Raw genomic sequence first — 24,437 nt, forward strand, 5'->3', positions numbered from 1 at the left:
ATATGAAGTAGCTTGGAACTTAGCTTTCTTATCAAGTTTCAGACATATTGTATCATTTTTAACTATATTTACCACAATAAACTGAAATCATAATGCTAGATAAGAGAGTTATTTCAAAATCGCTTATTCCAGAGAATAAAACTTTTTCGATAAAACAAATCAATGAACCTCATTTTGATCCAACCTTTCATGCACATCCGGAATTTCAACTTTCGTACGTAATAAAAGGGGAAGGAAACAGAATTGTAGGCAATAGTTTGCAACCTTTTCATGCAAACGATATGGTATTCATTGGTCCCAATCTACCCCATGTCTGGAAAAATCATTTGTCTTATTTTAAAAAGGACAGTCAGCTCGATACGTCGGTTATAGTGATCTACTTTCATAACAATTTCTTTGCTGAAGAAATCTACGATAAGGAAGAGTTTTTTAGGCTCAAAAAATTCTTCCTCACCAGCAATCTAGGGGTCGAAATAACGGGTGAAACGAGAGATATTATTGGAGGGATGATGTTTGAATTATTACATAAGGATGGGCTGGAAAGCGTAATTCTCCTATTGAAAATATTGGACACTTTAGTACTGTCCACAGACTGCCGTTACATCAATGAGTTTGATGAAGCCATAAATTATAAACAGGCCGAAACCGAGCGGATACACAAAGTCTATGACTATGTGATTAAAAACTTTGATCAGCAGATTCGTCTGGAGAAAGTTGCAGAAATTGCAAATATGACCAGTACCTCTTTTAGCAGATACTTTAAGACACGCCTCAACAAATCATTTTCGGACTTTTTGAAGGAAATAAGAGTAAACTACGCCTGCAAACTATTAAAAGACGACAGTATTTCCATAGAAACAGTCAGCTACGAATGCGGCTATCCTTCAGTAACCAACTTCAATAAGCAGTTTAAGAGTGTCATAGGCCTGCAGCCACGGCAGTATAGGGATAATTTTCTAAATCTCATTTAAGCCCTTTTTATATAAACAGGTTTTTATGCACTAAAATCCTGCCTATATAAAAACATCGTACGTTATCTTAATTGGTGCAGTCTGCAATCGGGTTGTACCTGCGACTGTACGATCCCAATCCGATCAAATAGTTCCGTTCTTCAACATATACAGCACAGGTATTAGCTCAAAACGCTATATTAAACCATACACAACGTAGCACCTTGTTCTGAGAATGACTACGTGACGTTCAGATGCCAGATAGCACCATTTTTTGTTGTGCTTTTTTGCAACAGTTTATTTGCGGTAAGTTCGTTCAACAGCTCCTCACTTGTTGATCTTGGCGTATCTGTCAGTACAGCATATTCCTTAACAGTCAGCGAATTGTATGTAGAAAAAATACTTTTGCAGTCTTGACGATAAGTTCCTTTTATAGCTGTCGGATTTAATTTTAAAATTGCGGCTTCATAAAAAGCATAAGGTTTCGCGCCATACACCATCTCGCGATTTCCTTGCTGATCTTCAAAATACAGTGTTGGAAAACCTCTTACACCGTAAGTTCTCGCCAGTTTAAGATCTTCTTCAAAGTGAATAGGCGCTGATCTTTGATAGTCTGACAATAATTGAACTTCATCTAACCCGACCATTTTTGCAGCCGCAGCTATGTATTCCCATTTAGCGATGTTTTTCTTCTGTAAAAAAACCATTTCTCGCAATATTCTTAAAAACAGAATAGCTTGATCATTATCCTGCAATTGTGCTGCTTTAAAGGCAATAGAAGGCGGATAGGAAGAGTCTAAAGGATCTTCGAGCCAGATATCACCATCAATCGGCATATCATAATAAATACTGACTTCGTCCCAATGCCCTGCGACATCACTAGGTTTGCTAATTCCCCCACTGTTATAGTTCCAATCGGGCAGTAAACCGCCCATGTGGTAGTTAATCGATAAGCAATCACCGTATTCAAGTTTTAGTTTCCGCAATTGGGGTTCAATTCCCCAGCAGGAGGAACATATGGGATCTGTGAAATAAATGACTTTAAGGGGTTTATCTGTTTGTTCAGGACTCTGTACTACTGCTGATTCCTGCTGGAAAACTGGAATTTCACAGCTACCTGTTTCAGGATCGCACAAAAGTGGATTATGGTTAGACTCTTTCTTCATGTTCGGTTTACTTGGTTTATGTAGTCAAATTTCGCGTGCTATCGAAATAGCTTAAGATGCCGATGACACCAGGAAAGTTCGACCTATTGACCGCGCAGTATAGCTACTTCGCAGTAAAAAAAACACGCTTTAATTTTTTAAAGCGTGTTTTTATAAAATTATTTTTTTGCAGCGATATTCAGCTCCATATCTACTTCTTGAGAGATCATCCAGTCTTTAGGATCACCTTCAGTACCGTACGCTAATCCCCAGTCTTGTCTGTTGATTGTGAATTTAGATTGTACATTAATTTCATTATCCGTTACGCTAACTTTTGCTGGAAAAGTAACATTCACAGTCTTATCTTTGATTGTTAAGTTACCGCTGATAATATTTGTTGCATCCGCAATGACACTTTTGTCTTTAGCAGCATCAAAAGCTGTCACTGCTGTAATTTCAAATTTAGCTGTTGGATATTTTTCCACTTCAAAGAAATCACCCGTTTTTAAGTGACCATCTAAATCAGCTGCAGTTTTACCACCTGATTTTGCAGGATCAACCGCACTCTTGTCTGTTGTCACTGAATTCATATCGATAACAAATGATCCACCTGTGATCGCTCCTGCTTCTACAGATACAGTACCTTCACTTTTCAATGTACCAAATCTTGGATCAAATCCACCTTTGTGATATGCTTTCCATTTGATTGAACTTACTGCTGTATCGAAAGCAAAAGTTGCACCTTTTTGTTCGGCAACTTGTTGCTCTGTTCCTGTTTGAGCTTTATCACCATTTGAACCACCACATGAAGCTAAGATGACAGAAGCGAATACTGCTAAGATTGCTATTTTTTTCATTTTTAAATTATTAATTATATAAATCTTGTGCAAAAATAACATAGGATTAGTATACAAATGCTATTGGTTTCCTTTTTGAAACTACTTTCCTATAGGAAACTAATAATCGTTTCCGTAATTTTACAGCGTAATTTTGTATTGTAATAAAAGATCATGAAGAAAAATCCAACCATAAACAATAGATCAGGATGTAAAGCCCGGATTATTGCGATCACAGATACTATGGAAATCTTATCCGGAAAATGGAAATTTCATATTTTGGGAACGTTGATGGAAGGCGGAAAGATGCGATTCATGGACCTGTTGCGTGAAGTAGATGGTATTGCTGCCAAGATGCTCTCGAAGGAATTACAGGACATGGAAATGAATCACCTTATCAGCCGTACGGTTATGAATACAAAACCCATTACCGTTGAATATGAAGTGACCGAATACGGCCGCACCTTAGAACCTATTATCGACGAAATTGCAAAATGGGGTGAAGCGTATAGAAACGCAATGTTTAAAAAACAAAATGAAAATGTCCCTGTTGAGGAATATTAAAAAATCTTTGTAATTGGCAATAGCGGTACTTTTTGCTTCCAGGTGCCCGATACATCAAATAAATGCCCAGAAGATTGATTTTTAATCGTAAACGTATATTGGCATTCCCGTGTAAGGTATTTGATCTCTCCCTTGACCTGAATATTTGAATACGGCTGTACTAATAACGTTTGTTTGCTTCCAGAATTTATATAAGGTTCAAAAAATTTCCCTTCTTTATAAGGTACTTGTTTCGACCAGTATGTTGCCCCGTCTTTTAAGATTTCACCCATGAATATAAGTGAATCCTGAGCATTTATCCATTTAAAAGCGTCTTCATCCGTACTACTGAACTCGGACATGTACTGGACGTCTTTAAAGATGGCAAGCGTTTCCATATTTTTTGCCGTGGAGGTATTGTTTGAAAGCGTTATGGTATAACAGCCTTCATCACTTGTAAACTCTTTCCGGCTTCCAGGTACTTCTATGATTTCTTTCTTCACAATCTCATAACCAGCACCTCTGCTTTGAGTAAAAGAAAGTTCATCTTCCGCTCCATTCGCCGCTATTCCGATTACAAATTTTCTGGGTTCAGCGTTGAAATTTTCTTTTAATGTTAGATTAAGCAGATGACTACTTGCTATTTTCTCCAATTTCAACCAGCCACCGGCCACCTCAACAGTACCTGCAGCATTTAAGACAACTGGATTATCATTGACATCTTGAAGTACTTCTCCTGAAAGCGCATCTTTAACATAGGCTACAGACCACTCTTTAGCGTTGATTTCAATACCATTGTCTACAAAACCTGTATTGACCTGAATACTCTTATAGTCTGGACTAAATAAGGCTGTTTTTTGCCCCATATCTTCTTTATCACAGGCGCTCATGGAAAAAATAAGGACAGCGGCCAAGCAGGTAGTCAAGAATTTAGAATAGTTTAGCATCATAGGAGTTACAAAATAATAGGTAAATACACATTATAAAAATACTGTTAGCAATTTAGCATTATTTTAAGCAATAATCGACTGTTAATGAAAACTTTTTGTTATAAAATTGTAATGAATAGCGCACAATAAAGCGATAAATCGTACATGCGTCAGGTATAAATAACCGAGCTGAAATCTAAATACGTAAATGATGCTAAAAAAATACGCTTCTTCGTATCATGACAAGAAAATGGCATATGCTTTGAAAATAATCCCATAGTTATATCTAGTAAGCACTAAAAAACTATCAATCATGAAAAAGCAAGATGGAAACTTGAAAAAATTAGGATTAAAAAAAGGATATTACTTATTACTTATGGCAATTTTGGATATGCCTATAGAAGAAAAAATAAAAAAGGCTAGAAAATAGACAATTAAGTACCCTTTATATAGAAGAGTTCTCCCTTTTGGAGAACTTTTCATTTTATATTTTGAAAAATTCATTTCAGAATTTTTCAAAGTTGTTAATGTCCGAATCCGAAATACATACTAAAGGCAATTATGATCAGCACTAGCGTCGTGATGAAGACATATAGTTTATCACCTTCGATGATAAAGCTGACCAATGAAAGTAATAATCGGATCAATGGGGTACAAAAAAGAATGATGATCGCTAAAAATATAATCGAACGTCCTTGCATGTTGAAGACTCCACTGAAAACATCCGATACGACTTCAATAATACTCCGGTCATTTTCTGTAAATCGGGCATAATCAGCCTGTTCATTCGCATGGTTATAAAGAAAGATCAATCCGCCGATGGTACTGATCGCCAATACTGTTCTTACGCCGTATTTTAAGACATCTCCAATAATTCTTTGTATCGTTTTATCTGTAATCTGCATTAGAATTTTCCTTTAATACCGTTATAAATCATGTTAAAAGCCAAGAAGAAAATAATAAAAGCAAAAAACACTCTTAATTTCTTTGGATCTGTAGCCATCAATATCTTGGAACCGATCATCGAGCCTATTAGGACACCAATCATGACCGGAAGACAGATATCAGGAACAACATACCCTTTCTGAAGATAAATCACGCAACTTGCTAGAGCCGTAACGCCCATCATAAAATTACTCGTTGTGGTCGACACCTTAAAGGGTATGCGCATAATGGTATCCATCGCGATTACTTTAAAAGCCCCCGATCCTATTCCCAGCATACCCGAAAGTACTCCGGCAAGTCCCATCATACTAAATCCGCCGATGACATTTTTTGTGCCATAAGACACCTCTGTTCCCTTTACTACAGGATAGGTGGAAGGCAGCTTGAGGCTGATCGCCAGCTTACTGGACTGCTCTACGATATGTTCTTCTTTTTTCCGGAGCGAGTTTGCCGCAGAAAAGATTAAAGCTAGACCAAATAATACGGCAATAAGCGAAATGGGAGCCGATGTTGCGATTAGTGCACCGACAACAGCACCTGCAGTAGTCGCGATCTCTAAAAACATGCCGAGCCGCATATTTGCGATCCCTTCCTTAACATATGCGGCGGCAGATCCCGAAGATGTCGCAATTACGGAAACTAAAGCAGCTCCTATCGCATAATGGATATCTACTCCAAGCAGAATAGTCAACAAAGGTATTACTACAATTCCACCACCAAGTCCGGAAAGCGAACCAATGATACCTGCACATATGGCTCCAAGGAGCATAATGAGTGTAAACGTTAAAACAGTCATATTTGCAAAATTTAAATGCAGGAAAGCCACCTGGACTTTCTTGCCTAAAGAGCCAAAGGTAGAGAATATATTATTCTTGAACGAAATCTGTTCGCTATTCTAATCGTTCTTTAATATGAAGAAATCCAGCCCTAATCTGAAATTGCGAGTTATACCTAACACGTTCATCCTATTTTTACGGATCATACCTTCATCAAAAAACACCGCTGCTTTTTGAAATAAATTTAAAGTATTACATTCGTTTAATTAAAACCGCAAAAATTGTAAACGCAAATGAGCAATTTAAGTTTCGAACCGATCGTATCAAGTGATTTCGCACAGCTTGTTAACTTACAACCTGAGGGCTGGCATGATATAATACCCAAATTTGAATATTATGTCAATCAAAAATACTGTATCCCCATCAAACTACTTGAAAATCAAGAAATCGTAGCTATAGGATCGGTTATCGTTCATCAAGATGTTGCTTGGCTGGGACATATTATTGTTCATCCCGATCATCGAAAACAAGGTTATGGAAAGCTGATGACACAACAGCTCATCGCAACGGCAAAAGCGGAGAATTGTACGAGTATTCAATTGATTGCAACAGATCTGGGAGCAACAGTATACGAAAGTATCGGTTTCATCGCAGATACCGAATATCTCTTTTTTAAGGATGTCACTATTCCTGTACGCCAAGTCGCTAATCCGCATATCAGCAGCTACAATGCGATCTATAAAGATCAAATGCTGGCATTGGACAGTTTGGTATCTGGAGAAAATAGAGCCTGGGAGCTCGAAGATCATTTAGCGTCTTCTTACCTCTATGTCATCGATGGTTCCCTTGCAGGATATTACTTACCGACCTTCGGCGAAGGTTTAATCATAGCTATTCATCCAACTGCAGGTAAGGAACTTACGGAATTTCACTTACAAACAAAGACAACTGTGGTCGTTCCGAAAGAGAATATGGCCGCACAAGCCTTTTTACAGGAGCATCAGTATCAACCTTATGCCAGCGCTAAACGCATGTATATCGGTCGAGAGATAGCGGTCAAATTTGAACATATATATAACCGTATTGCTGGAAATATCGGTTAATCAAGCTTGCTGAAAAGCTATTTGTGCCTTTTGATCGGGATATCAACATATCAAGACACAAATAGACTCTTATTTTACTACTTGCGGAGCATAGGAAGATACTTATGCCAGTTTTCCATGATAACCCAAAGAACAATTGCAGCCAGAACAAGCGCAATTGGTAAACCTGATGGCGCGGTAGTGATGTTCGATAACAAAATACCGGTCAGAATTGGCGTTAGAATAACTGCTCCCAGCGCTCGCGTTGTACTAAAGATCAATAATAAACCGCCTATGATCTCTCCGAACGCCACCAGTGGCATTAACCAGCCGATTTCCATAAATGCCTTTCCTGCGTTGATCATTTTCTCAGGCATATCCTTGGGCATAGGCATGTAATGAAAAAATTTATCCAAACCGGCATTGATAAACATTAAGCCTGTCAATAAGCATAATACGAAAAGAATTTTGTTTTTCATGGTGATTGAATTTAAGTTATAATTTCAGATTATAAAAACAGCATGATCCCATTATTGTTCTATCGGATGTTCATTTTTTTTGATGACAGGATTAAAAAAATTAGACTTTAGCGTTAATCTTTTTAGGGAACTTATTATCTATCTATGTCGTATTAAATTGAATATAAAAGGAATTACCACTACAACATAAACAATCTGTTTACAACAGCTAGCAGGATTATACTTTTACTACTCTAAAATGCTCTCATATTAAAGTAAGCCCTTATATTTGATAAGCTTATTTTTCATAAATGGATAAGCACAACTTAATAGATAATATGATCGCACATTCTTTTTTTTATCTCGCACTTGTACTTTTTTTTATGCACGAAATGGATGCCGTACGTTGTAAGGAGTGGCGTATTTTCCCCGGGTTAGCCCTGCTAAAGGAAAGTTGGGGATATGCTGTATTTATGCTGGCTCATATCCCACTTTTTTTATTCATTGTATGGGGACTTACGCAACCCTCAGAAAATTTCATCATAGGATTTGATATTTTTACGATCTTACATCTTGCATTGCACCTCCTCTATCTCAGACATCAAAAAAATGAGTTTAAAGATTGGATATCTTGGACAATCATTACTGGAATAGCAGTTTTTGGTACGCTCGATTTGCTGTTTTAGTAAGGGTGCTCATTCATCAAGAATAAGTACAAATAAAATACATAAAACACTTTAAATTAGCGCCATAAATATTTAATATAATTTCAAATGAATGTTCAAAAAGCATGTCAGCGCTTATCCATACTGTTCTTAACGGGTACCAAATAAAGAATCGCTATAGAATTGGATTCTATAGCGATTTGAGGGGTTCTTTTCTATAATGGTTTTGGTAATATCGTTTTTTTATAGATTCTGTGCCTGCGCATCATAAATCATTATAAAGCAAACATAAACAATTTTTCTTATCATGAGGAAATTTAAAATAAAATTTTACATTAATTATCGCATCTTTAAGAAAATACGCCCTCACACGACATATTGTACCTGATTATTTAAATTTTAACGGGTTCATATCAGATGCATCTGCAAACTTTTCGGACCTGTTGTAGTGGAATCGATCTTTTAAATAAAACAACCCCTCAAATTATCTTTGAGGGGTTGCCTTGTGTAGAAACAACAGTATTTTAAAGTTTATTTTTACTGGATAACCATACAATCCCTAAAGCTATAGCGCTCCAGATCAGCATTTGCGAAAGCGCAAAATCCCACCCTCCTAACGACCAGCTTAGTAGACCGAAGAAGGTACCTGTTCCGGCCCCTATGAAATAAGTGGTCATATACACCGTATTCAGACGGCTATGCGCTTGTTCATCCAACGAATAGATCCGGGTAAAATTTGTAATCTGAGTGGCCTGAACACCGATGTCCAAGAAAAATATAGCAATGATCAAAACCCAGATCGAATGTGGGAAAAACCACATCACCAAAATGCTCAAAAATAACATCCCTACGGTAAGATATAAGTTTTTAAACACTTGGCCTTTATCCGCCATTTTCCCAAAATAAGGTGCAACTAGCGCACCTCCTATAGCGATCAGACCAAATAGGCCAATGGTAGATGCAGGATAATGAAATGGCTCTTCACTCAGATGAAAGGTTAACGTAGTCCAAAAAGAGCAAAACACCCCAAAAGTGAAAGATCCCAGTAAAGAAGCCTGTCGAAGTATTTTGTACTGCCCTATCAGTGAAATCGTTGATTTCAGTAAGCCAAAGTAACTCCCCTTAAATTTAGCAGGCATCTCGGGTAAAAGGAAGAAAAGTAATAAACTGCTTATGGATACCAAAATTGCTGAACAGAGAAATACACTTTGCCAACCCCATAGATCAGTCAAAGCGCCGCTCAATAAACGTGAACCCAAAATTCCACATAGTATACCACTAAATACAATACCGACATTTTTACCCCGGTTTTCTTTACCCAAAGCTGCCGACATAGGAAGAATTATCTGTGCAGGTGTAGAACAAACACCGATAATAAAACTAAGGACAAGCAATAACGTAAAATTAGTAGTATTCGCAAGTATAAGAAGCATCACGATAAGAGTGAGACAAATGCTTAAAATCAGTTTTTTACGATTTAATTTATCACCTAAGGGTAGTAAGAAGAACATCCCTAATCCGTAACCAAGCTGAGCAAGCACCGCAATTTTACCAACGGCATTTTCAGATTTCCCTAAGCTTTCAGCAATATTCCTTAAAATAGGCTGACTATAATAGACATTAGCGACAATTGTTCCTGCTGAAAAAGACATGACAGGAATAATCCATTTATTCTGTTTGTTTATTGACATTTCAAATTATATAACAGCAGGCAAACTTAAGGACCTTAATTGGAAATAACATAAACATTTGGAAATATTTTTGACACATTGAGTTAAAAAAGAGATTCAACAACAGAATAGAAAACAAACCCTAGAAAGTACTATTTATTATACATTTATTACCTTAAGCGGCGCTTAGATTTGTGATATATTCGCATTATTTTTTAAAAACAGGTATTTGTGAATGAAAGAAAAACTATTGATCCATCAGGAGGTTAATCTGCCTAATGCATTCGATATAAAAGATTTTAAATTATTTTATAGAGACATAGATCTATTCAGACTATCCAAGAAACAGGGTACGCCTTTACGATTCACTTATCTTCCTTCCATTCTGGAGAAGATCGATGAAATGAAGTCACATTTTAATAAGGCTATAAGAACAACATCTTACCAGGGCACTTATACGTACTATTACTGTACAAAGAGTTCACATTTCCAGCATATCATCAAAAAAGCCTTGCAAGCTGATATCGGTATAGAGATTTCCTCCGCTTACGATATTGATTTAATACAGTCGCTTATTGAAGATGGGTATGTGAAAAAAGGAACAAAAATTATATGCAATGGTTATAAGACTTCCGATTATCAACGGGGCATTATGTCGCTGATCAAACAAAACCACTGTGCAGTTACCCCGATGGTCGATAGTCCTAGCGAGTTGATCTATTATTGCAACAACATCAATAGCAATACAAGCCTGAATGTGGGTATTCGAGTCAATCTTAGTTTTTTAAGCGCTTATCCCAAAGAATCCAGATTTGGGATATCTCCGGAAGATATTATCACCTGCTACCAGCGCGATATTAAACATAACCAGCAGATTACCTTGACCACTTTGCATTTTTTTAATGAAAATGGACTGTCTTCTGATGATCAATATTGGGACGTTCTCGAAGCGATCGTTCGCTTCTATTGCCAATTAAAAAGATTAAATCCTCATTTAACTACACTCGACATCGGCGGAGGTATGCCTTTTCAGAGTACTGCAAATGAATATTTTGATCTTCCATTTTTAGTGAAACGTATCGTTTCAACGATTTTAGGGATCTGTCAGCAAGAGTGTGTGCCAGAACCCGATATCGTGACCGAATTTGGTAAATACACCGTTGCTGAAGCAACCACAACTATTTTCAAAATACAGGAGAAAAAACAAGGTGAAAAGATAAATTGGGCGATTATTGATGGTTCATTTATTACCCATCTCCCGGACACATGGGCTATACAGCAAGAATATCCGGTATTTGCCGTGAATAATCTCCAGGAAGAAAATAGTCCTTTTATCCTAGGGGGCTTAACATGCGATAGTGCGGATGTCTATCCGAATGTCAAGGAACATAAAACCGTTATGCTTCCTCACTCAGATCAGGAACAGTTTGTAGCATTTATGCATACAGGCGCCTATCAGGAAGCATTAAGTGGATTCGGAGGTGTCAATCATTGCTTGATTCCATCTCCAAAACATATTATTATTGACAAAGGAGACAGCGATGAACTTGAATTTACAACATTTTCAGAAAAACAGACGAGCGATCAGCTTTTGAAAATTTTAGGATATCGTTAATTGACAAAACAAAAGACAGCACGGCCTATACTCATTAGCATGAAACAAATTGTAATTCGCTTAAAGCTGACATAATAACAAAGCAAGTGTAACATGATGCTACACTTGCTTTGTTGATAAATGAGGAAATAGATGCCCATATTTGAAAAACTTCCTATAAATGGTTTCATTTTAATAAAAATAATAAAATTCTAACCGCTTTCCATCAGGGCACTGCAGCTAATTAAAATCCTTTACTAACCAATAGAATAGCAGTTCTTAGGCTAGTGTAAAGTTTTTTTGCACAAAAAATGTAAACTTTTTAGGTGTTCTTTCTAGCACACGTTGTACACCATCACCTATCGTCTGATTTCGACCATCCAAAATCTCAGAAAATGCAAAAACAAGGTGTTTCGCGACGTCAGCGGGCAATCCATGTTGAACAAGCAGATCAAAATAAACATCTCCGCTAACAGCACGGTACTCCACTAGCTTATTCATCTGTTCAGCAATCATACTGACAGCTTCTTTGAAAGTAAATAATTCGTCGCCAGTGACCTCATAAATCTCTCCATCGTGTTTCTTATGGAGTAAACAAGCAACAACAACGTCAGAAAGATCATCAAGATCTACAAAAGGCTCTTTCGCAGTGTCTGCCATAAAAACAACTTCTCCATTTTGAATACCGTAAGAAAAGTGCCCTTCTGTAAAGTTTTGATTAAACCATGCTGAACGGACAATTGTCCAACGAAGACCTGAATTTTGGATCACATCTTCACAAGCCAAAACAGATTCCTGGCCCCTACCTGAAAGTAAAACCAATTTTTTAACTGCGGCATTTTTCGCATAGCCTGCTAAGGCCTTGATTTGATCCTGTGCTTCCGGTGTCGAGGTGTCCGGGTGCACGATAAATACAGCATCCTGCCCTTGTAATACAGCAGGCCAATTATTCGTGTCTTCCCAACTAAATAACAATTCATCTGCTGTAACATTTTTTAAATCCCGAACAGTCGAATAAACATTTATTTCATCTGATTTCAGTTTTTCAACTACGCGACGACCGCTCTTACCTGCGCCGCCAATCACCAATACATTCTTGATCATATTTATATTTTATTTATATACATTTCCTATATTTATAAAGTAAAATTAAACAAAGCTTTAGGAGATTAAGGTCTCCACTATCATCGTGTATAGTAATCAACATCTTTATGTATTCAACTCAAGATACTGAACATCAATGCCCTCTTCAAAACTCAAAAACACTTTTGAAGATTCAAGATGCACTGGATTGTCTCCAAGGTAAATGGAAACTACGTATCATAGCGGTTTTATTAACGGGTCCCAAACGATTTAAAGAACTGTCCCTGGCACTCAATACCATTACAGATCGGATGTTATTAAAAGAACTTAAAACGATGGAAAGCCAACTGTTGGTAAACAAATTAAAAAAATCAAAATTCTCCATCGAAATGGAATATGGATTAACCGATCATGGTAAAAGTTTACAACCCCTCATCGAAAATCTCATCCTTTGGGGAGACAAGCATCGCGATCTCGCAATAGACAAATGGCACGAAGAATCCAAAGTCTAAAATAACCAGTTCCGACAACATCTGTACGAAGATCAAGTAGCAGTACAGGAATAAACCCAGGTTTTCGAGACTGGTTCTATAAAACCTGTCTTTTCTATCCTGGGTTACCAAACTACTACACTGAAAATATGTTATACTACACCCATCATTCAAGTGAAATTTTAAGAAACACAAGCATTATGCTTCCACACCTGCATGTAAACCCGTTAAAATCGAATTTAATGCGGCAATCTCACTTTCGGCGAGTGGCATCAAAGGACGTCGCAGTTCGCCACCTTCAAAACCAAGTAAGTTAAGACCTGATTTAATTGATCGCGGTAAGCCTTTATCGACGATGAAACGCAACAGATCAACCTGCTTATAAAAGATTTCCTGTGCTTTTTGAAAATCATTTTCCAGAACCGCTTGATACAAACTCATATTCAGTTCGGGTATAAGATTAGGTGCCGCGGTGCACCAGCCCTGTGCTCCGGCTGCAAATGCCCCGAGTGCCAGTGGATTGGATCCATTGAAAAATGCCACATCGTCACCCAGTTCGTTTTTAAGGATATGCATCCGCTGAATATCGCCGCTGCTTTCTTTGATCATCGTCACATTGGGAATCATGAGAAGCTTTTTAAGCAAGCCGGTCGACATATCGACCCCACTGGTAGCAGGATTATTATACGCCATAATGGGTATCGATATTTTAGAAGCAACTGCATCGTAATGTGCGACAATCTCATCATCCGTTAGCTTCCAATAGCTCATCGGAATAATCATGACGGCCGTTGCTCCTGCTTTTTCAGCAAATTGCGCATGATAAATAGTTTTATCAGTAGTAAGATTTGACACCCCAACCAGCGTGGGTACTCGTCCTGCTACCTGCTGTATGGTCGCTTCAGTTATCGATTCTTTCTCCTCATCGTTCAGATAAGGTAATACACCTGTGCTACCAAGTGGAGCAACTCCGTGCGATCCGCAAGTCACAAGCCTTTCCACCTGCGTTTTAAACAAAGGGATGTCTACGCGCTCATGATAGTCAAATGGAGTTACAGGATAAGCAATGATTCCTTTAAAAGGTACTTTATTCATAATGATATGCTTTTAAAAATGCGTCTCCAAATTTAGAGACGCAGTTAATAATTAAAAATCACGACCTTCCTCTTCACGAAGGGCTACACCAAGATTCTGTAATTGCGGCGCATTTTCGCATGCAATATATTTTGCAGGCGCAGTGTCGCTAAGGTTCTGATGTTGATGCCATGCCCAAGATGGGATATAAACAGCATCACCGGCCTCCCAATCAATGCGTTCATCTTCAACAAGCGTCCACCCTTTGCCTTCAAGAACATATAGAATAGTCTCGTAAGTGTGACGGTGACGATGTGTTTTTTGCCCAGGTAATAGACCGCCGATAGTCATACTGACATTTTTACTCGGTAGATCAACAAAAAACACCGGATGTTTTCTTTCTTCCGAAAACGTATTGTGTACTCCGGCATTTTCAACATTCTTGTGGATCGCATGCGAAGGTTTTACATAAGTCGGTCTTGCGAAAGTCTGGTGAAAATCTTTCGAGCTAAATTGCTTCTGCTCCTCGTGAATGGATTTTCTTACTTCTGACACTTTTTCTAATTTTGACATCGCTAATTCAATTTTGTTATGTGCATTATTGCATCACAAATGTAGAAGCAATCTGGATGGCTTAAGTGGTTCAGTTTTTACAAAGACTGCTGGTCCAGATGAGCAATTGGAATGGTCGTTCCTTTAGATTTAATCAGTTAGATTCAAAATCAAGCATATCAAAATAGTCTGGAGTTTAAATCTATAAACCCCAAACCATTCCTTTTGAATTTAACCTCGAACATCAACAAGAGATGCTCCGAAATTAATGTGCAGCACATTTCCATTAGGTGTCACCAATGCTGGTACCGATTTTACACCAGCACGCTCTGCTTCGTCGATTCGCTGACGATCGTCACCGAGGTGAACAACTTCAACATGTTGCGCTCCTACAAGATTAATAATATCGTGTTCAGCACTGACACACACTGGACAACCTGCGTGATAAAAAATTGATTTAGACATAACAATCAAATTAAAGTTTCGGGCAATATTACCGGCTCAAATATAGGGAGCATCCCTAATCGAATCATTTGGACCAGAAGCTATTCTCAATTCTGGACTAGCTACTTCACCAAGTAGCAAAACATTATATACCAATAGAAGTGTATCTTTGAACCATGTAAATAGTGAATTCAATTCAAAATAATTCATCCGATGCTAAGACCCTGGAAAATTGAAATATACATTGATTACAATGCGACAAAGGCAGTGTATTTACAAATTGCAGATGCCCTAATTGAAGCAATACAATTAGGCAGATTAAAAAGCGGCGAAGCGCTGCCAGGAAGCAGGACACTGGCACAGCGGTTAAACGTCAACAGAAATACAGTAGTAGAAGCATTGCATGTTTTGCTCAATGAAGAATGGATCGTATCAAAAGAACGAAAAGGTACATTTGTCGCAGAAAATTTACCTCCCCATCAGCAGCAAAAACAAGCTGATCATACAGAATTGGAGAAAAAATATGTCACTAGTACAATTCGCATCAATTTTGATGATGGCTATCCGGACAGTAAAATTGCTCCAGTTGCTGAACTCGCAATGGCCTACCGCCAGATCTTTAATCGGAATGCACGGTGGCAGATGATGGGATACGGAAGTGAATTTGGCGATCCAGCATTTATTGATGCCCTCGTGCAGATGCTCAATCATCAGCGGGGTATGAAAATCAATAACGAATCGATCTGTATTTCACGGGGCAGCCAGATGGCCATGTATCTGGTGTCCCAATGTTTATTTAAAAGTGGTGATTATATTATGGTGGAAGATCCCGGCTATAAACCGGCATGGAAGGTGTTTGAACATGCCGGTGCGACATTATTGCCTATTAGGGTCGATAGTGAAGGATTAATCATCAGTGACGTCTTAAAGCATCTACAACACAACAACAAAATAAAAGCGGTCTATATTACACCTCACCATCAATATCCAACAACGGTCACATTAAGTTTACAACGTAGAAAAGAACTTGTTCAATTATCAAATGATTACGGCTTTACGATCATTGAAGATGATTATGACAATGAATTTCATTATGGCTACCGGCCACTATTACCGCTTTCAAGTTTGCCAGAACTTAAGCGTTATGTCTATATCGGAACAATGAGTAAAGTTGTGGCACCTGCTTTAAGAATTGGCTATTTAGTGAGTAATGATGTCAATCTAATTAAAAAAGTAGGAACTCTTCGAAAGATCATTGATGTGCAAGGTGACGGAATAATGGAGAAAGCCGTTTTGCAATTGATCTGTGATGGTACGTTAAAAAAACATATTAGAAAAGCGACAAACCATTACAAAAACAAGAGAGATAGAATGGCCGCTCTTTTACGAAAACATCTTTCTGGCAAGGTCACGTATAACATCCCTGATGGTGGTCTGGCCTTCTGGTTGATCCCCAATAAGGAAGTCAATTGGGATGAAATAGCACAAAAGCTCTTCACATTAGGAATAAAATTTATCACGCCGGACAACTATAGTTTTGATCACACCACCAATGGTTTAAGAATAGGATTTGGTTCACCTACCGAAAAAGAATTTGAAGAAGGCATCATTGCATTAGGAAAAATACTCTAGTTTAATTATTCCCTCTTCACATTTGCTCCAGTCCACTGTTCAGTTCGTACACAACCTCATCACCATTGAGATCTGCGGTTTTCATAAAATTTAAGCGTTCTAGAAGTTTAATAGCTGGCAAATTGCCCTTTGTTGTAACGGCCCATATACGACTTAACCCAAGAGTTGTCCGACCAAATTTTATAGCCAATTCCATCGCATGAGACATAAATCCTTTTCCACGGAATGGGGATAACAACACACAACCCAATTCCCCTTCCTTACTTTCCAGCCCTCTATAGTAACCGCAAGTACCAACGATCTCTCCACTAAGCCGATCAATGATACACCAGTGCAATGAATTTCCATTCCGGATATCCTGATCAATCCTTTCCTGCATAGCCATTGCAATAGCTACGTCCGTGGCCTGAATGCCATCATAAAAAGAAATAGAAACAAGAGCTGGAATGTCCTTTGTTTCAACTCTTCTTAGTAAGATTCTTTCATCCGAAAGCTCCGGATAGTTATTGTTTCCTGTATGTAGGCTGTTCACTGTCATAAAATGATTTTTCTAAACGCTAGTAGAATTTTAAATAAATAACCAATTGAAAACTAAAGACATTAAGCGGCAAACCCGCCCTTAAATCCTGATGATAAACATACATAAAGTACATCACAAGCGATGCAATTACTGAACATTTTTTTTATTTTTAGTCATCTAATGACACAACAATTTAGCAATGTCATTTGTTATTCAATTATAGAGCTAATAAAGCATCATGATGATGAATCTACAAGAAAACGCAACGAATAAAAGACTAGGTCTTATTATTGCAACAATTTTGGGAAATGCGAATCATTCTTTCGCAAATGAAAACACAGCAACTGAATACCAAAACAGAGGTCCCGAGGACGATGATGAGCTGGAGGAAGATGAAGAATTCTATGATGAAGATTTTGAGGAACCCGATCCTTTAGAAGAAATACCTGATGAAGATGAACTTGAACAGGAAGATGACTTCCTTTAAAAAACTGTCTTTATCGTGCTAGTATCGAGCACATACACAGAAAAAAAGAATGCAAAGTAAACTTGCATTCTTTTTTTATGCGATTACCCTTTTCTCGCAAACCACCTGCGTAGTTCTCCAATATTTCAGGTATTTAACGACCCAACTATTTCATTCTGAAAGCTGTTCTTCTTACAAATCACATCATAAAAAATTAGAACTATGGACTTAAATAAAACAACAGCAACAAAAAGACTAGGTCTTATTATTGCAGCAATTCTTACCAATACGGACCCGAACAGATCTGTTAACAATGAAAACGATCTTCGCGAGCAAAAGCAGGCAGAAAATCCATCCTCCAATCCTGATCCGGAGTTAGAAGATCCAAATTTTGTACCGGACGAAGCAGATGATCAAGATTCAGGACTGAATGAAGATGCTTTAGAGGATGAGGATCGTGATGATCGCAGAGATCGTGATGATTTAATTGACCCCATCGATCCATTAAATCAACGTCCCGATGAAAGTGACATTGATCCTGAAGATGAAGATCCCTTGGAACTTCCTGATCAAGATGAAGATGAACTGGATGAAATAGAACCTGACGATGAGTTGCCTGTTGAGGAAAAAGACGATCTTGGACAAGATACACCGAGCGAATTTCCAGACGAAGACCAAGATGAATTTTTGGAAGAAAGAGATTTCTCTGATCAAAATAATAATGAAAATAAAGACTTCGATCATAATGATCAAGATCTTGAAGCAGAAGGACTTGAAACGGAAGATAATCGAGGCAATTTCTTGTAATCGCTAGATCAGTCGATGATCAAGGTGCTATCCTGATAAATGTCATTTAGATCGATGAAAACTTTAAGTATACACTTTTTACCATGTAGGTTGTCATATCACTATGTCCTGATCTACATGGTAAAATCGAATCGCTGTATATAATAAATGATACAAGCGACGACCATATACGCCTGAACAGCTAGTCGGCAGAACCAAAGGTCGATACCACAATAGAGATCGCTCTTTACCCATAGGGAGAGACCTTGCCTTTTATAAGTATTAAATACCTTTTCTATAAATCTGACCTATTTCTTACAAAGTTCTTAAAATGGATGATATCTAGGTAAAAATGCTAAACATCCCCTTTTTTATCAGAAGACACTTCTTGCATTTTATACGTATTATTACATCTCACACCCTTTACCTTACTTATTATCAAACTATTATCTTAAATTTAACGTTATATAAGGATCAAGTTGGTGTTAAGAAGGAGGTCCAGATGGGAAATGTAAATTTAAATGTCTTTTTCCAGGAAAAAAGACAATTACTGAGTCATTTTGCAAGTCAATTTACATCAGATTATGACGAAAAAGAAGATCTAATACAAGAAACGTATTTAAGGGCATTAAAATCTATCCATGATTTTATCAATGATCCGAAATTAGTGACGTGGCTCTATGTCATCATGAAAAATGTTTATATCAATCAATATCGCAAAGAAAAGCGAAAAAATGTGATCTATGATTACTTTTTACACGCTGATTCCAGTGCATATATAAGTACTAATTTATCCGAGAACAAAATGATTAATGAAGATATCCAAAAAGCAATTGATAGCCTATCCACCGAAAATGCAGAGATTTTCCGTTTGCATTTAGATGGTTATAAATATCATGAAATTGCAGAACTGCTTCAAGTTCCAGAAGGCACCATCAAGTCACGCATTCATATGACGCGTAAAGCACTGCAGCAAAAGCTGAAGATGTATGATCATGCATAAGATTGGGTCAAGAGGGAAACCCTTTTGCCGCAAAAATCACGTTAAGGAAAGCATAAATACCTTCCTAACGTGATCTAAACATGACATAAGCTTATTTATAAAATTTAATTTTTTTCTTCACTATCCCCCCTTAGTATACGGCGGAATAGTCGAAGCTGTTTCAGTTGCTCCATTTGCCACTAATACACGGGCTTGATCCAAGTGCGCTTTAAGAGAAGGAAGAGTACCAATGATCCAATTTTTAAGAGCGGTATCTTTAATCTGCTCGTTGCTGCTTGCTTTTTCAAATAAATCGATCGCCTGCTGATGGGAGGCAATCGCCTCATCTTTAAAAGCTTGATCGAAGCTGGTACTGTCACTCCCTTTCACCATATCCCACTTCTTTTGATGGTCGGCATCCAGACCATCCGTCAATGTGAAACCAAGTGTACTTGACATCTTTTGCAAATCGCCGATTAATTTTTGATGGTCATCGATCAACATACTTGCATAATTTTTAACGGCATCATTATTTGATCTTTCACTTGCCAGTTTGGCAACAGCAATTTCGTATTGGTTGGACATATAAGCTTTCGTTATAAATTCCTGTTCGGCATTTTGCTGTTTAAAAGCTAGTAGGGCTATAATTCCTAGAAATAAGCCCAATAATTTTAAATTTCTAATCATGATTTTAATATGTATGTTAGTGATTTGTCTTCATTTATACTAAACATATACCTTATCCATTTTTATTATCCTGCTGATCGTGTCCCTGTGTTTTCACGATTTTATTGTAAATTCCAAACAGCAAAAACGGTGCTACCCATTGCCCGACAAATAGTGCACTATGTTTGTGCCCGACACATTTTAAAGCTGCTGCGCCGATCATGGCCGTGATGGCTGCACATAAAAATACTTTTGAAGGCAATTGAGCGGTTTTTTCCTCGATCTCCTTGGTCATCTCTCCTTCTTGAAGGTTTTTGTTTTCTAAATTTTCCATCTTAGTCCTTTTTTGATTAAGTAATACGTTATGATCTCTTAAATAAAGAATCAATCCGAGCAGGTAAAAGTTCAATTCATATTACTTTAAGGGTATTTCACACCGAGACAACAGGTGTTTCCACCTATAAATAGCTGATTTTAGGTGTTATACCGCGTATGTGGTAAATGCGCAATCGCTTTGAACAAACACCCCTTTCATTATGGATACGAACGGGCAGGGAAAATCTTTAATTATCAAAAATATGATCTATGGCAGAAATGATGCAGATTTTGACCCTACTGATCACACTGGTACTTATACCTAGCCCCATAAAACCATTAGCTATACCCTGTTAAAGGCTAAACTTTTAATGCCAAATGACCGTTAAATTAGTAACACTTTTAAATTAATGGAGGAAAATATGGAGCATGCAAATTTAAATGTCTTATTCCAGGAAAAAAGACAACAACTGAATCATTTCGCTAGCCAATTTACCAATGATTACGATGAAAAAGAGGATTTGGTACAGGAAACGTTTATTCGGGCGTTAAAATCAGTTCATAATTTCATCAATGATCCAAAATTAATGACCTGGTTGTATGTGATTATGAAAAATATCTATATCAACCAGTATAGAAGGGAAAAACGTAAACATTTAATCTATGAAGAATATATTCATACAGATTATTTCAATTCTGTATCAAAAAATTTAAATGAAGATAAAATGATACAGGATGATATCCAAAAAGCTTTGGCAAGTGTATCGGCCGATAATGCAGAAATATTTAAGCTTTATCTCGATGGTTATAAATATCACGAGATTGCCGAAGCCTTTAACCTACCGGAAGGAACGGTTAAATCACGCATTCACCAGACGAGAAAGACTTTGCAACAGAAACTCAAAATGTATCAGCAATCCTGATTCCACGGCTTTGCAGTGGAAACAACTTCATTAAAAAATCATAATAATCATTGCTCACCTCACTGATGTGAGCGATCGATCAAAATAGATGAACAAAAGAGATCATACTTTTTAAACATAACTATGCAATCATGAAAAATACGTCCCTAATTTTAGGAGCTTTTATAAGCCTGGCTATGGTCACAGGATGTGGCAATGCTACTAATGATAATAAAAATTCTGATAAAAAGTATTCAGACACAATCGATGACCAGGGAAATCCCATTTATCCGGATAGCGTCAATCAGGACTCGACCACGGTCAACTATCGGGATACAACTTCCAATATACCAAGTGGTACTGTCCCTCCTACTTCAAAATAGAATATTTACTGAAGATAAAATAGGTTCATAAAAACAACTGACTAGACAGTCAAAAAATGTGTTTTTAAGTTTAAAACAAACTTTTACCCTTCACCAGTTGTTTTATTAATGAAGCGCAATAGCTAAAAAAATAACAAAAAAGATTCAATCATGAAAAACTCACAATTAAAAGAAGAATTTGAACAAGTCAACGAAAGTAGTGGCACTTCCCCACATCGTTACGGTAAAGAAGCTTTTAGAAAAGAGAAAAAAGCAAAATGTAATAAGAATCTCTTCTGGTTAGGTGGAGCAATTGTAGCCCTTGTTATATGGAAATACTGCGGATCAACACATAAAAAAAGTGGATTGCTGTCGATGTTGGATGGTGACAAAAGTTCCTGCCCGACCGATTTATTAAAATCCAGAAGATAAAATAGTTTGAGATCAAATTGCATCTCCTTATTTCTAGTTATCGCAAAAGATATCCAAATATCATTTTAAATAAACATTTAACGTCATTAATATGAGTCAAGAGAATATTATAAACAGAGAAGAAGCTCAACTGAAAATTAAAGAGCTTGCAGAAGGCATCAACTATTGTTTTTTCTGTACCGATCTGAGTCAGCCACCATTCGAATCCACTCCCATGAGTGTTCAAGAAGTGGACGATTTGGGTAATATCTGGTTTCTTGCATCCAAACAAAGCGATAAGTACAAAAATATAAGCCGTGACAAAAAGGTTCAGCTGTATTTTTCAGATCCTTCTTCTATGGAATATCTCGCTTTATACGGAAGTGCTGAAATTGTTGATGACCAACAAAGAATTGACAAGTACTGGAACAAATTTGTAGAAGGCTGGTTTGAAAAAGGCCGTGAAGATCCAAATATCATTTTATTTAAGATCGTTCCGGAGAAAGCACATTACTGGGATACCAAATATCATAAGCTTGTTTCCTATGCAGTCACACTGATTAATGCCATTGGTGGCGATCTGGGTGATCAAGGACGAGAAGGTGACATCCTAGTGTAAGTAAAAAAAATAGAAATTCACAAAAACACATATATTATGAGAAAAGTAGCATTATTGACAATGGCGTTATCTGCCGCTACGTTATACGCATGTAACAACACACCACAAGAAAAAGCAGAAAAAGCAATGGAGCAGACAGAAGAGAAAGCAATGGATGCTGCCACTGATGCTGAAAAAGCTTCTGATAAAGCGGCAAATATTGATATGGAAAAAACAGTCTATTCCAATATGGCCGCAGCGAACGCAGCAGTAGCCAAAATTGCGATGCCTGCTTTATCAAATGATAAAGCTAAAGAATTGGCTTCAGACTTAGGTAAGTCAATTGTAGATCGTATCAATGCCAAGACAAACGATGATATTGTTGAAGCGGAAAAAGATATCATTGAAGACAGAACTGATGTGGAGAAAGCATTCTTAGAAAAGAAAATTTCCGCTCAGGATAAAGATCATATTTTAAAATATGGTGATGACTGTTTAGCTGCCGCACGCGGAGCAGTATAGTCTTTCGGTCAGATAAAAAAAAGGCTAGCATTTATAGAAATGCTAGCCTTTTTTTTGTGTTTATATATGCACCATATTAGATGGTGACACGGCCTCCGGTAGCCGGTATTGTTGCTCCAGAAATATAGGAAGCCGCAGCTGACGCTAAAAATACATAAATAGGTGCCAGCTCCGCAGGCTGACCAGGTCGGCCGATCGGTGTATTGGTACCAAATTTTTCATGATCAGGAATGGTGCTCGGAATCAGTGGTGTCCACACCGGTCCGGGCGCAACAGCATTGACACGGATATCTGAACCGTCCTCAAAAAATTGCTGCGCAAGGCTTGCGGTATAATTCTGGATAGCCGCTTTCGTCGCTGCATAGGGCAATAGTGACGGATTAGGATCATAAGCATTGACAGAAGTCGTATTGATCACACTCCCACCTTTGGGCAGATGCGGCTTGGCATGTTTGGTCAGATAAAACATACCGCTCACGTTCGTTTCAAATGTTTTATTCCATTCATCGGCAGAGATATCGGTTATAGATTTATAACTCATCTGATAGGCAGCATTGTTAATTAAAATATCCAGTCTTCCAAGTTCCTTTATCGTATGCTTAATAGCAGACTCGCAGAAAGATTCTTCTCGTATATCTCCTTGAATCAGTAAAGCTTTCCTTCCAGCCTTTTCAATCCAGCTCGCTGTATCAGCAGCATCTTCACTTTCGATTTCATCCAGATAGATAATTGCAATATCAGCACCTTCCCTTGCCATGGCTATGGCAACCGCCTTACCGATACCAGAATCTCCGCCTGTGATTAAGCAGACCTGCCCGGTTAACAGATTATTTCCAATATATGATTTCTCTCCATGGTCCGGCACGGGATCCATTTTCTTAGATACGCCTGGCACAGGCTGATCCTGCTTCTTAAATGGCGGTTGCGGATACACAGGATGTTTTGACGTCGTTACTTTCATAAGAATAATTTTTAGTGAAATTTGTTAATTGTCCAATACAAAAGATTAAATCAGGTAGGCATAATTTCTTATATTGG

At 37.6% G+C, this 24,437-nt stretch carries 30 protein-coding genes; 15 read left to right on the forward strand and 15 right to left on the reverse strand.

Annotated features, from left to right (window positions below; translation table 11 throughout):
* Positions 1–92 precede the first annotated feature (92 nt).
* A complete protein-coding gene (locus ACFS6I_RS09535) occupies positions 93–971 on the forward strand; it encodes an AraC family transcriptional regulator (RefSeq protein ID WP_380919943.1) in 879 nt (292 codons plus the stop codon).
* A gap of 218 nt (positions 972–1,189) precedes the next feature.
* Here the strand turns inward: ACFS6I_RS09535 and ACFS6I_RS09540 are convergent, their stop codons facing one another.
* A complete protein-coding gene (locus tag ACFS6I_RS09540) occupies positions 1,190–2,116 on the reverse strand; it encodes a DsbA family protein (RefSeq protein ID WP_380919945.1) in 927 nt (308 codons plus the stop codon).
* A 158-nt stretch (positions 2,117–2,274) separates the two neighbouring features.
* Complete coding sequence (locus ACFS6I_RS09545) at positions 2,275–2,952, reverse strand: YceI family protein (protein WP_380919947.1); 678 nt, start codon at positions 2,950–2,952, stop codon at positions 2,275–2,277.
* Between the two features lie 153 nt (positions 2,953–3,105).
* Between ACFS6I_RS09545 and ACFS6I_RS09550 the strand changes: the two genes are divergently transcribed.
* Complete coding sequence (locus tag ACFS6I_RS09550; RefSeq protein WP_380919949.1) at positions 3,106–3,495, forward strand: winged helix-turn-helix transcriptional regulator; 390 nt, start codon at positions 3,106–3,108, stop codon at positions 3,493–3,495.
* On the opposite strand, the gene ACFS6I_RS09555 is transcribed toward ACFS6I_RS09550, so the two are convergent.
* The 3 genes from ACFS6I_RS09555 to ACFS6I_RS09565 form a co-directional block, all read right to left on the reverse strand.
* Positions 3,492–4,424, reverse strand: a complete 933-nt coding sequence (locus tag ACFS6I_RS09555) for a hypothetical protein (protein ID WP_380919951.1) — start codon at positions 4,422–4,424, stop codon at positions 3,492–3,494. The two genes, ACFS6I_RS09550 and ACFS6I_RS09555, sit on opposite strands and share 4 nt — an antisense overlap.
* 503 nt (positions 4,425–4,927) lie before the next feature.
* Positions 4,928–5,308 carry a DUF1634 domain-containing protein gene (locus tag ACFS6I_RS09560; RefSeq protein ID WP_380919953.1) on the reverse strand — a complete coding sequence of 127 codons (381 nt, stop codon included), beginning with the start codon at positions 5,306–5,308 and terminating at the stop codon, positions 4,928–4,930.
* A complete protein-coding gene (locus tag ACFS6I_RS09565; RefSeq protein ID WP_380919955.1) occupies positions 5,308–6,144 on the reverse strand; it encodes a sulfite exporter TauE/SafE family protein in 837 nt (278 codons plus the stop codon). Before ACFS6I_RS09565 ends, ACFS6I_RS09560 begins: the two co-directional genes overlap by 1 nt.
* Before the next feature lie 273 nt (positions 6,145–6,417).
* Here ACFS6I_RS09565 and ACFS6I_RS09570 point away from each other — a divergent pair, with 273 nt between their 5' ends.
* Entirely contained in the window at positions 6,418–7,227 is an 810-nt protein-coding gene (locus ACFS6I_RS09570) for a GNAT family N-acetyltransferase (RefSeq protein ID WP_346582261.1), read from the forward strand.
* A gap of 77 nt (positions 7,228–7,304) precedes the next feature.
* Here the strand turns inward: ACFS6I_RS09570 and ACFS6I_RS09575 are convergent, their stop codons facing one another.
* Positions 7,305–7,685 carry a DoxX family membrane protein gene (locus tag ACFS6I_RS09575; protein WP_380919957.1) on the reverse strand — a complete coding sequence of 127 codons (381 nt, stop codon included), beginning with the start codon at positions 7,683–7,685 and terminating at the stop codon, positions 7,305–7,307.
* 290 nt (positions 7,686–7,975) lie between these two features.
* Between ACFS6I_RS09575 and ACFS6I_RS09580 the strand changes: the two genes are divergently transcribed.
* On the forward strand, positions 7,976–8,350 hold the full coding sequence (locus tag ACFS6I_RS09580; RefSeq protein WP_380919959.1) for a DUF6713 family protein: 375 nt from the start codon (positions 7,976–7,978) through the stop codon (positions 8,348–8,350).
* 503 nt (positions 8,351–8,853) lie between these two features.
* On the opposite strand, the gene ACFS6I_RS09585 is transcribed toward ACFS6I_RS09580, so the two are convergent.
* Positions 8,854–10,020: an MFS transporter gene (locus ACFS6I_RS09585; protein WP_021190323.1), complete on the reverse strand. Its 1,167-nt coding sequence runs from the start codon at positions 10,018–10,020 to the stop codon at positions 8,854–8,856.
* Positions 10,021–10,234: 214 nt separating this feature from the next.
* On the opposite strand from ACFS6I_RS09585, the gene ACFS6I_RS09590 reads away from it, so the two are divergent.
* Positions 10,235–11,614: an arginine decarboxylase gene (locus tag ACFS6I_RS09590; protein ID WP_380919962.1), complete on the forward strand. Its 1,380-nt coding sequence runs from the start codon at positions 10,235–10,237 to the stop codon at positions 11,612–11,614.
* Positions 11,615–11,872: 258 nt separating this feature from the next.
* On the opposite strand, the gene ACFS6I_RS09595 is transcribed toward ACFS6I_RS09590, so the two are convergent.
* On the reverse strand, positions 11,873–12,697 hold the full coding sequence (locus ACFS6I_RS09595; RefSeq protein WP_380919964.1) for an NAD(P)H-binding protein: 825 nt from the start codon (positions 12,695–12,697) through the stop codon (positions 11,873–11,875).
* Positions 12,698–12,804: 107 nt separating this feature from the next.
* On the opposite strand from ACFS6I_RS09595, the gene ACFS6I_RS09600 reads away from it, so the two are divergent.
* Complete coding sequence (locus ACFS6I_RS09600) at positions 12,805–13,188, forward strand: winged helix-turn-helix transcriptional regulator (RefSeq protein ID WP_380919966.1); 384 nt, start codon at positions 12,805–12,807, stop codon at positions 13,186–13,188.
* A gap of 177 nt (positions 13,189–13,365) precedes the next feature.
* On the opposite strand, the gene ACFS6I_RS09605 is transcribed toward ACFS6I_RS09600, so the two are convergent.
* From ACFS6I_RS09605 to ACFS6I_RS09615, 3 genes are all read right to left on the reverse strand, one after another.
* Entirely contained in the window at positions 13,366–14,262 is an 897-nt protein-coding gene (locus ACFS6I_RS09605) for a dihydrodipicolinate synthase family protein (protein ID WP_380919968.1), read from the reverse strand.
* Between the two features lie 51 nt (positions 14,263–14,313).
* A complete protein-coding gene (locus ACFS6I_RS09610; protein WP_208697830.1) occupies positions 14,314–14,814 on the reverse strand; it encodes a cupin domain-containing protein in 501 nt (166 codons plus the stop codon).
* Positions 14,815–15,024: 210 nt separating this feature from the next.
* Positions 15,025–15,258: a thioredoxin family protein gene (locus ACFS6I_RS09615; RefSeq protein WP_380919971.1), complete on the reverse strand. Its 234-nt coding sequence runs from the start codon at positions 15,256–15,258 to the stop codon at positions 15,025–15,027.
* A gap of 192 nt (positions 15,259–15,450) precedes the next feature.
* On the opposite strand from ACFS6I_RS09615, the gene pdxR reads away from it, so the two are divergent.
* Entirely contained in the window at positions 15,451–16,869 is a 1,419-nt protein-coding gene (gene pdxR / locus ACFS6I_RS09620) for a MocR-like pyridoxine biosynthesis transcription factor PdxR (RefSeq protein ID WP_380919973.1), read from the forward strand.
* A gap of 16 nt (positions 16,870–16,885) precedes the next feature.
* Here pdxR and ACFS6I_RS09625 read toward each other — a convergent pair whose 3' ends face one another.
* Positions 16,886–17,407, reverse strand: a complete 522-nt coding sequence (locus ACFS6I_RS09625; protein ID WP_380919975.1) for a GNAT family N-acetyltransferase — start codon at positions 17,405–17,407, stop codon at positions 16,886–16,888.
* Between the two features lie 220 nt (positions 17,408–17,627).
* Here ACFS6I_RS09625 and ACFS6I_RS09630 point away from each other — a divergent pair, with 220 nt between their 5' ends.
* From ACFS6I_RS09630 to ACFS6I_RS09640, 3 genes are all read left to right on the forward strand, one after another.
* The gene (locus ACFS6I_RS09630; RefSeq protein ID WP_380919977.1) at positions 17,628–17,876 is read left to right on the forward strand and encodes a hypothetical protein; all 249 of its coding nucleotides are present in this window, start codon (positions 17,628–17,630) and stop codon (positions 17,874–17,876) included.
* 201 nt (positions 17,877–18,077) lie between these two features.
* Positions 18,078–18,662, forward strand: a complete 585-nt coding sequence (locus ACFS6I_RS09635) for a hypothetical protein (protein WP_380919979.1) — start codon at positions 18,078–18,080, stop codon at positions 18,660–18,662.
* 481 nt (positions 18,663–19,143) lie between these two features.
* A complete protein-coding gene (locus ACFS6I_RS09640) occupies positions 19,144–19,644 on the forward strand; it encodes an RNA polymerase sigma factor (RefSeq protein ID WP_339424197.1) in 501 nt (166 codons plus the stop codon).
* 120 nt (positions 19,645–19,764) lie between these two features.
* Here the strand turns inward: ACFS6I_RS09640 and ACFS6I_RS09645 are convergent, their stop codons facing one another.
* Together ACFS6I_RS09645 and ACFS6I_RS09650 are read right to left on the reverse strand one after the other, a co-directional pair.
* Positions 19,765–20,310 carry a DUF4142 domain-containing protein gene (locus ACFS6I_RS09645; RefSeq protein ID WP_380919982.1) on the reverse strand — a complete coding sequence of 182 codons (546 nt, stop codon included), beginning with the start codon at positions 20,308–20,310 and terminating at the stop codon, positions 19,765–19,767.
* Positions 20,311–20,362: 52 nt separating this feature from the next.
* Positions 20,363–20,623 (reverse strand): hypothetical protein, encoded by a 261-nt coding sequence (locus tag ACFS6I_RS09650; protein ID WP_380919984.1) that lies wholly within the window; start codon positions 20,621–20,623, stop codon positions 20,363–20,365.
* Between the two features lie 391 nt (positions 20,624–21,014).
* Between ACFS6I_RS09650 and ACFS6I_RS09655 the strand changes: the two genes are divergently transcribed.
* The 5 genes from ACFS6I_RS09655 to ACFS6I_RS09675 all read left to right on the forward strand — a co-directional run bounded on the left by ACFS6I_RS09655 (position 21,015) and on the right by ACFS6I_RS09675 (position 23,399).
* Positions 21,015–21,527 carry an RNA polymerase sigma factor gene (locus ACFS6I_RS09655; protein WP_380919986.1) on the forward strand — a complete coding sequence of 171 codons (513 nt, stop codon included), beginning with the start codon at positions 21,015–21,017 and terminating at the stop codon, positions 21,525–21,527.
* 131 nt (positions 21,528–21,658) lie between these two features.
* Entirely contained in the window at positions 21,659–21,889 is a 231-nt protein-coding gene (locus ACFS6I_RS09660; RefSeq protein ID WP_380919988.1) for a hypothetical protein, read from the forward strand.
* 150 nt (positions 21,890–22,039) lie between these two features.
* Positions 22,040–22,300, forward strand: a complete 261-nt coding sequence (locus ACFS6I_RS09665; protein ID WP_380919990.1) for a hypothetical protein — start codon at positions 22,040–22,042, stop codon at positions 22,298–22,300.
* Positions 22,301–22,391: 91 nt separating this feature from the next.
* A complete protein-coding gene (locus ACFS6I_RS09670; RefSeq protein ID WP_380919992.1) occupies positions 22,392–22,898 on the forward strand; it encodes a pyridoxamine 5'-phosphate oxidase family protein in 507 nt (168 codons plus the stop codon).
* Positions 22,899–22,934: 36 nt separating this feature from the next.
* On the forward strand, positions 22,935–23,399 hold the full coding sequence (locus ACFS6I_RS09675; protein WP_380919994.1) for a hypothetical protein: 465 nt from the start codon (positions 22,935–22,937) through the stop codon (positions 23,397–23,399).
* A 76-nt stretch (positions 23,400–23,475) separates the two neighbouring features.
* On the opposite strand, the gene ACFS6I_RS09680 is transcribed toward ACFS6I_RS09675, so the two are convergent.
* Positions 23,476–24,360, reverse strand: a complete 885-nt coding sequence (locus ACFS6I_RS09680; RefSeq protein WP_380919996.1) for an SDR family oxidoreductase — start codon at positions 24,358–24,360, stop codon at positions 23,476–23,478.
* Between the last annotated feature and the right edge of the window lie 77 nt (positions 24,361–24,437).

The sequence above is a fragment of the Sphingobacterium anhuiense genome, assembly GCF_042686355.1.
GTDB lineage: Bacteria > Bacteroidota > Bacteroidia > Sphingobacteriales > Sphingobacteriaceae > Sphingobacterium > Sphingobacterium anhuiense.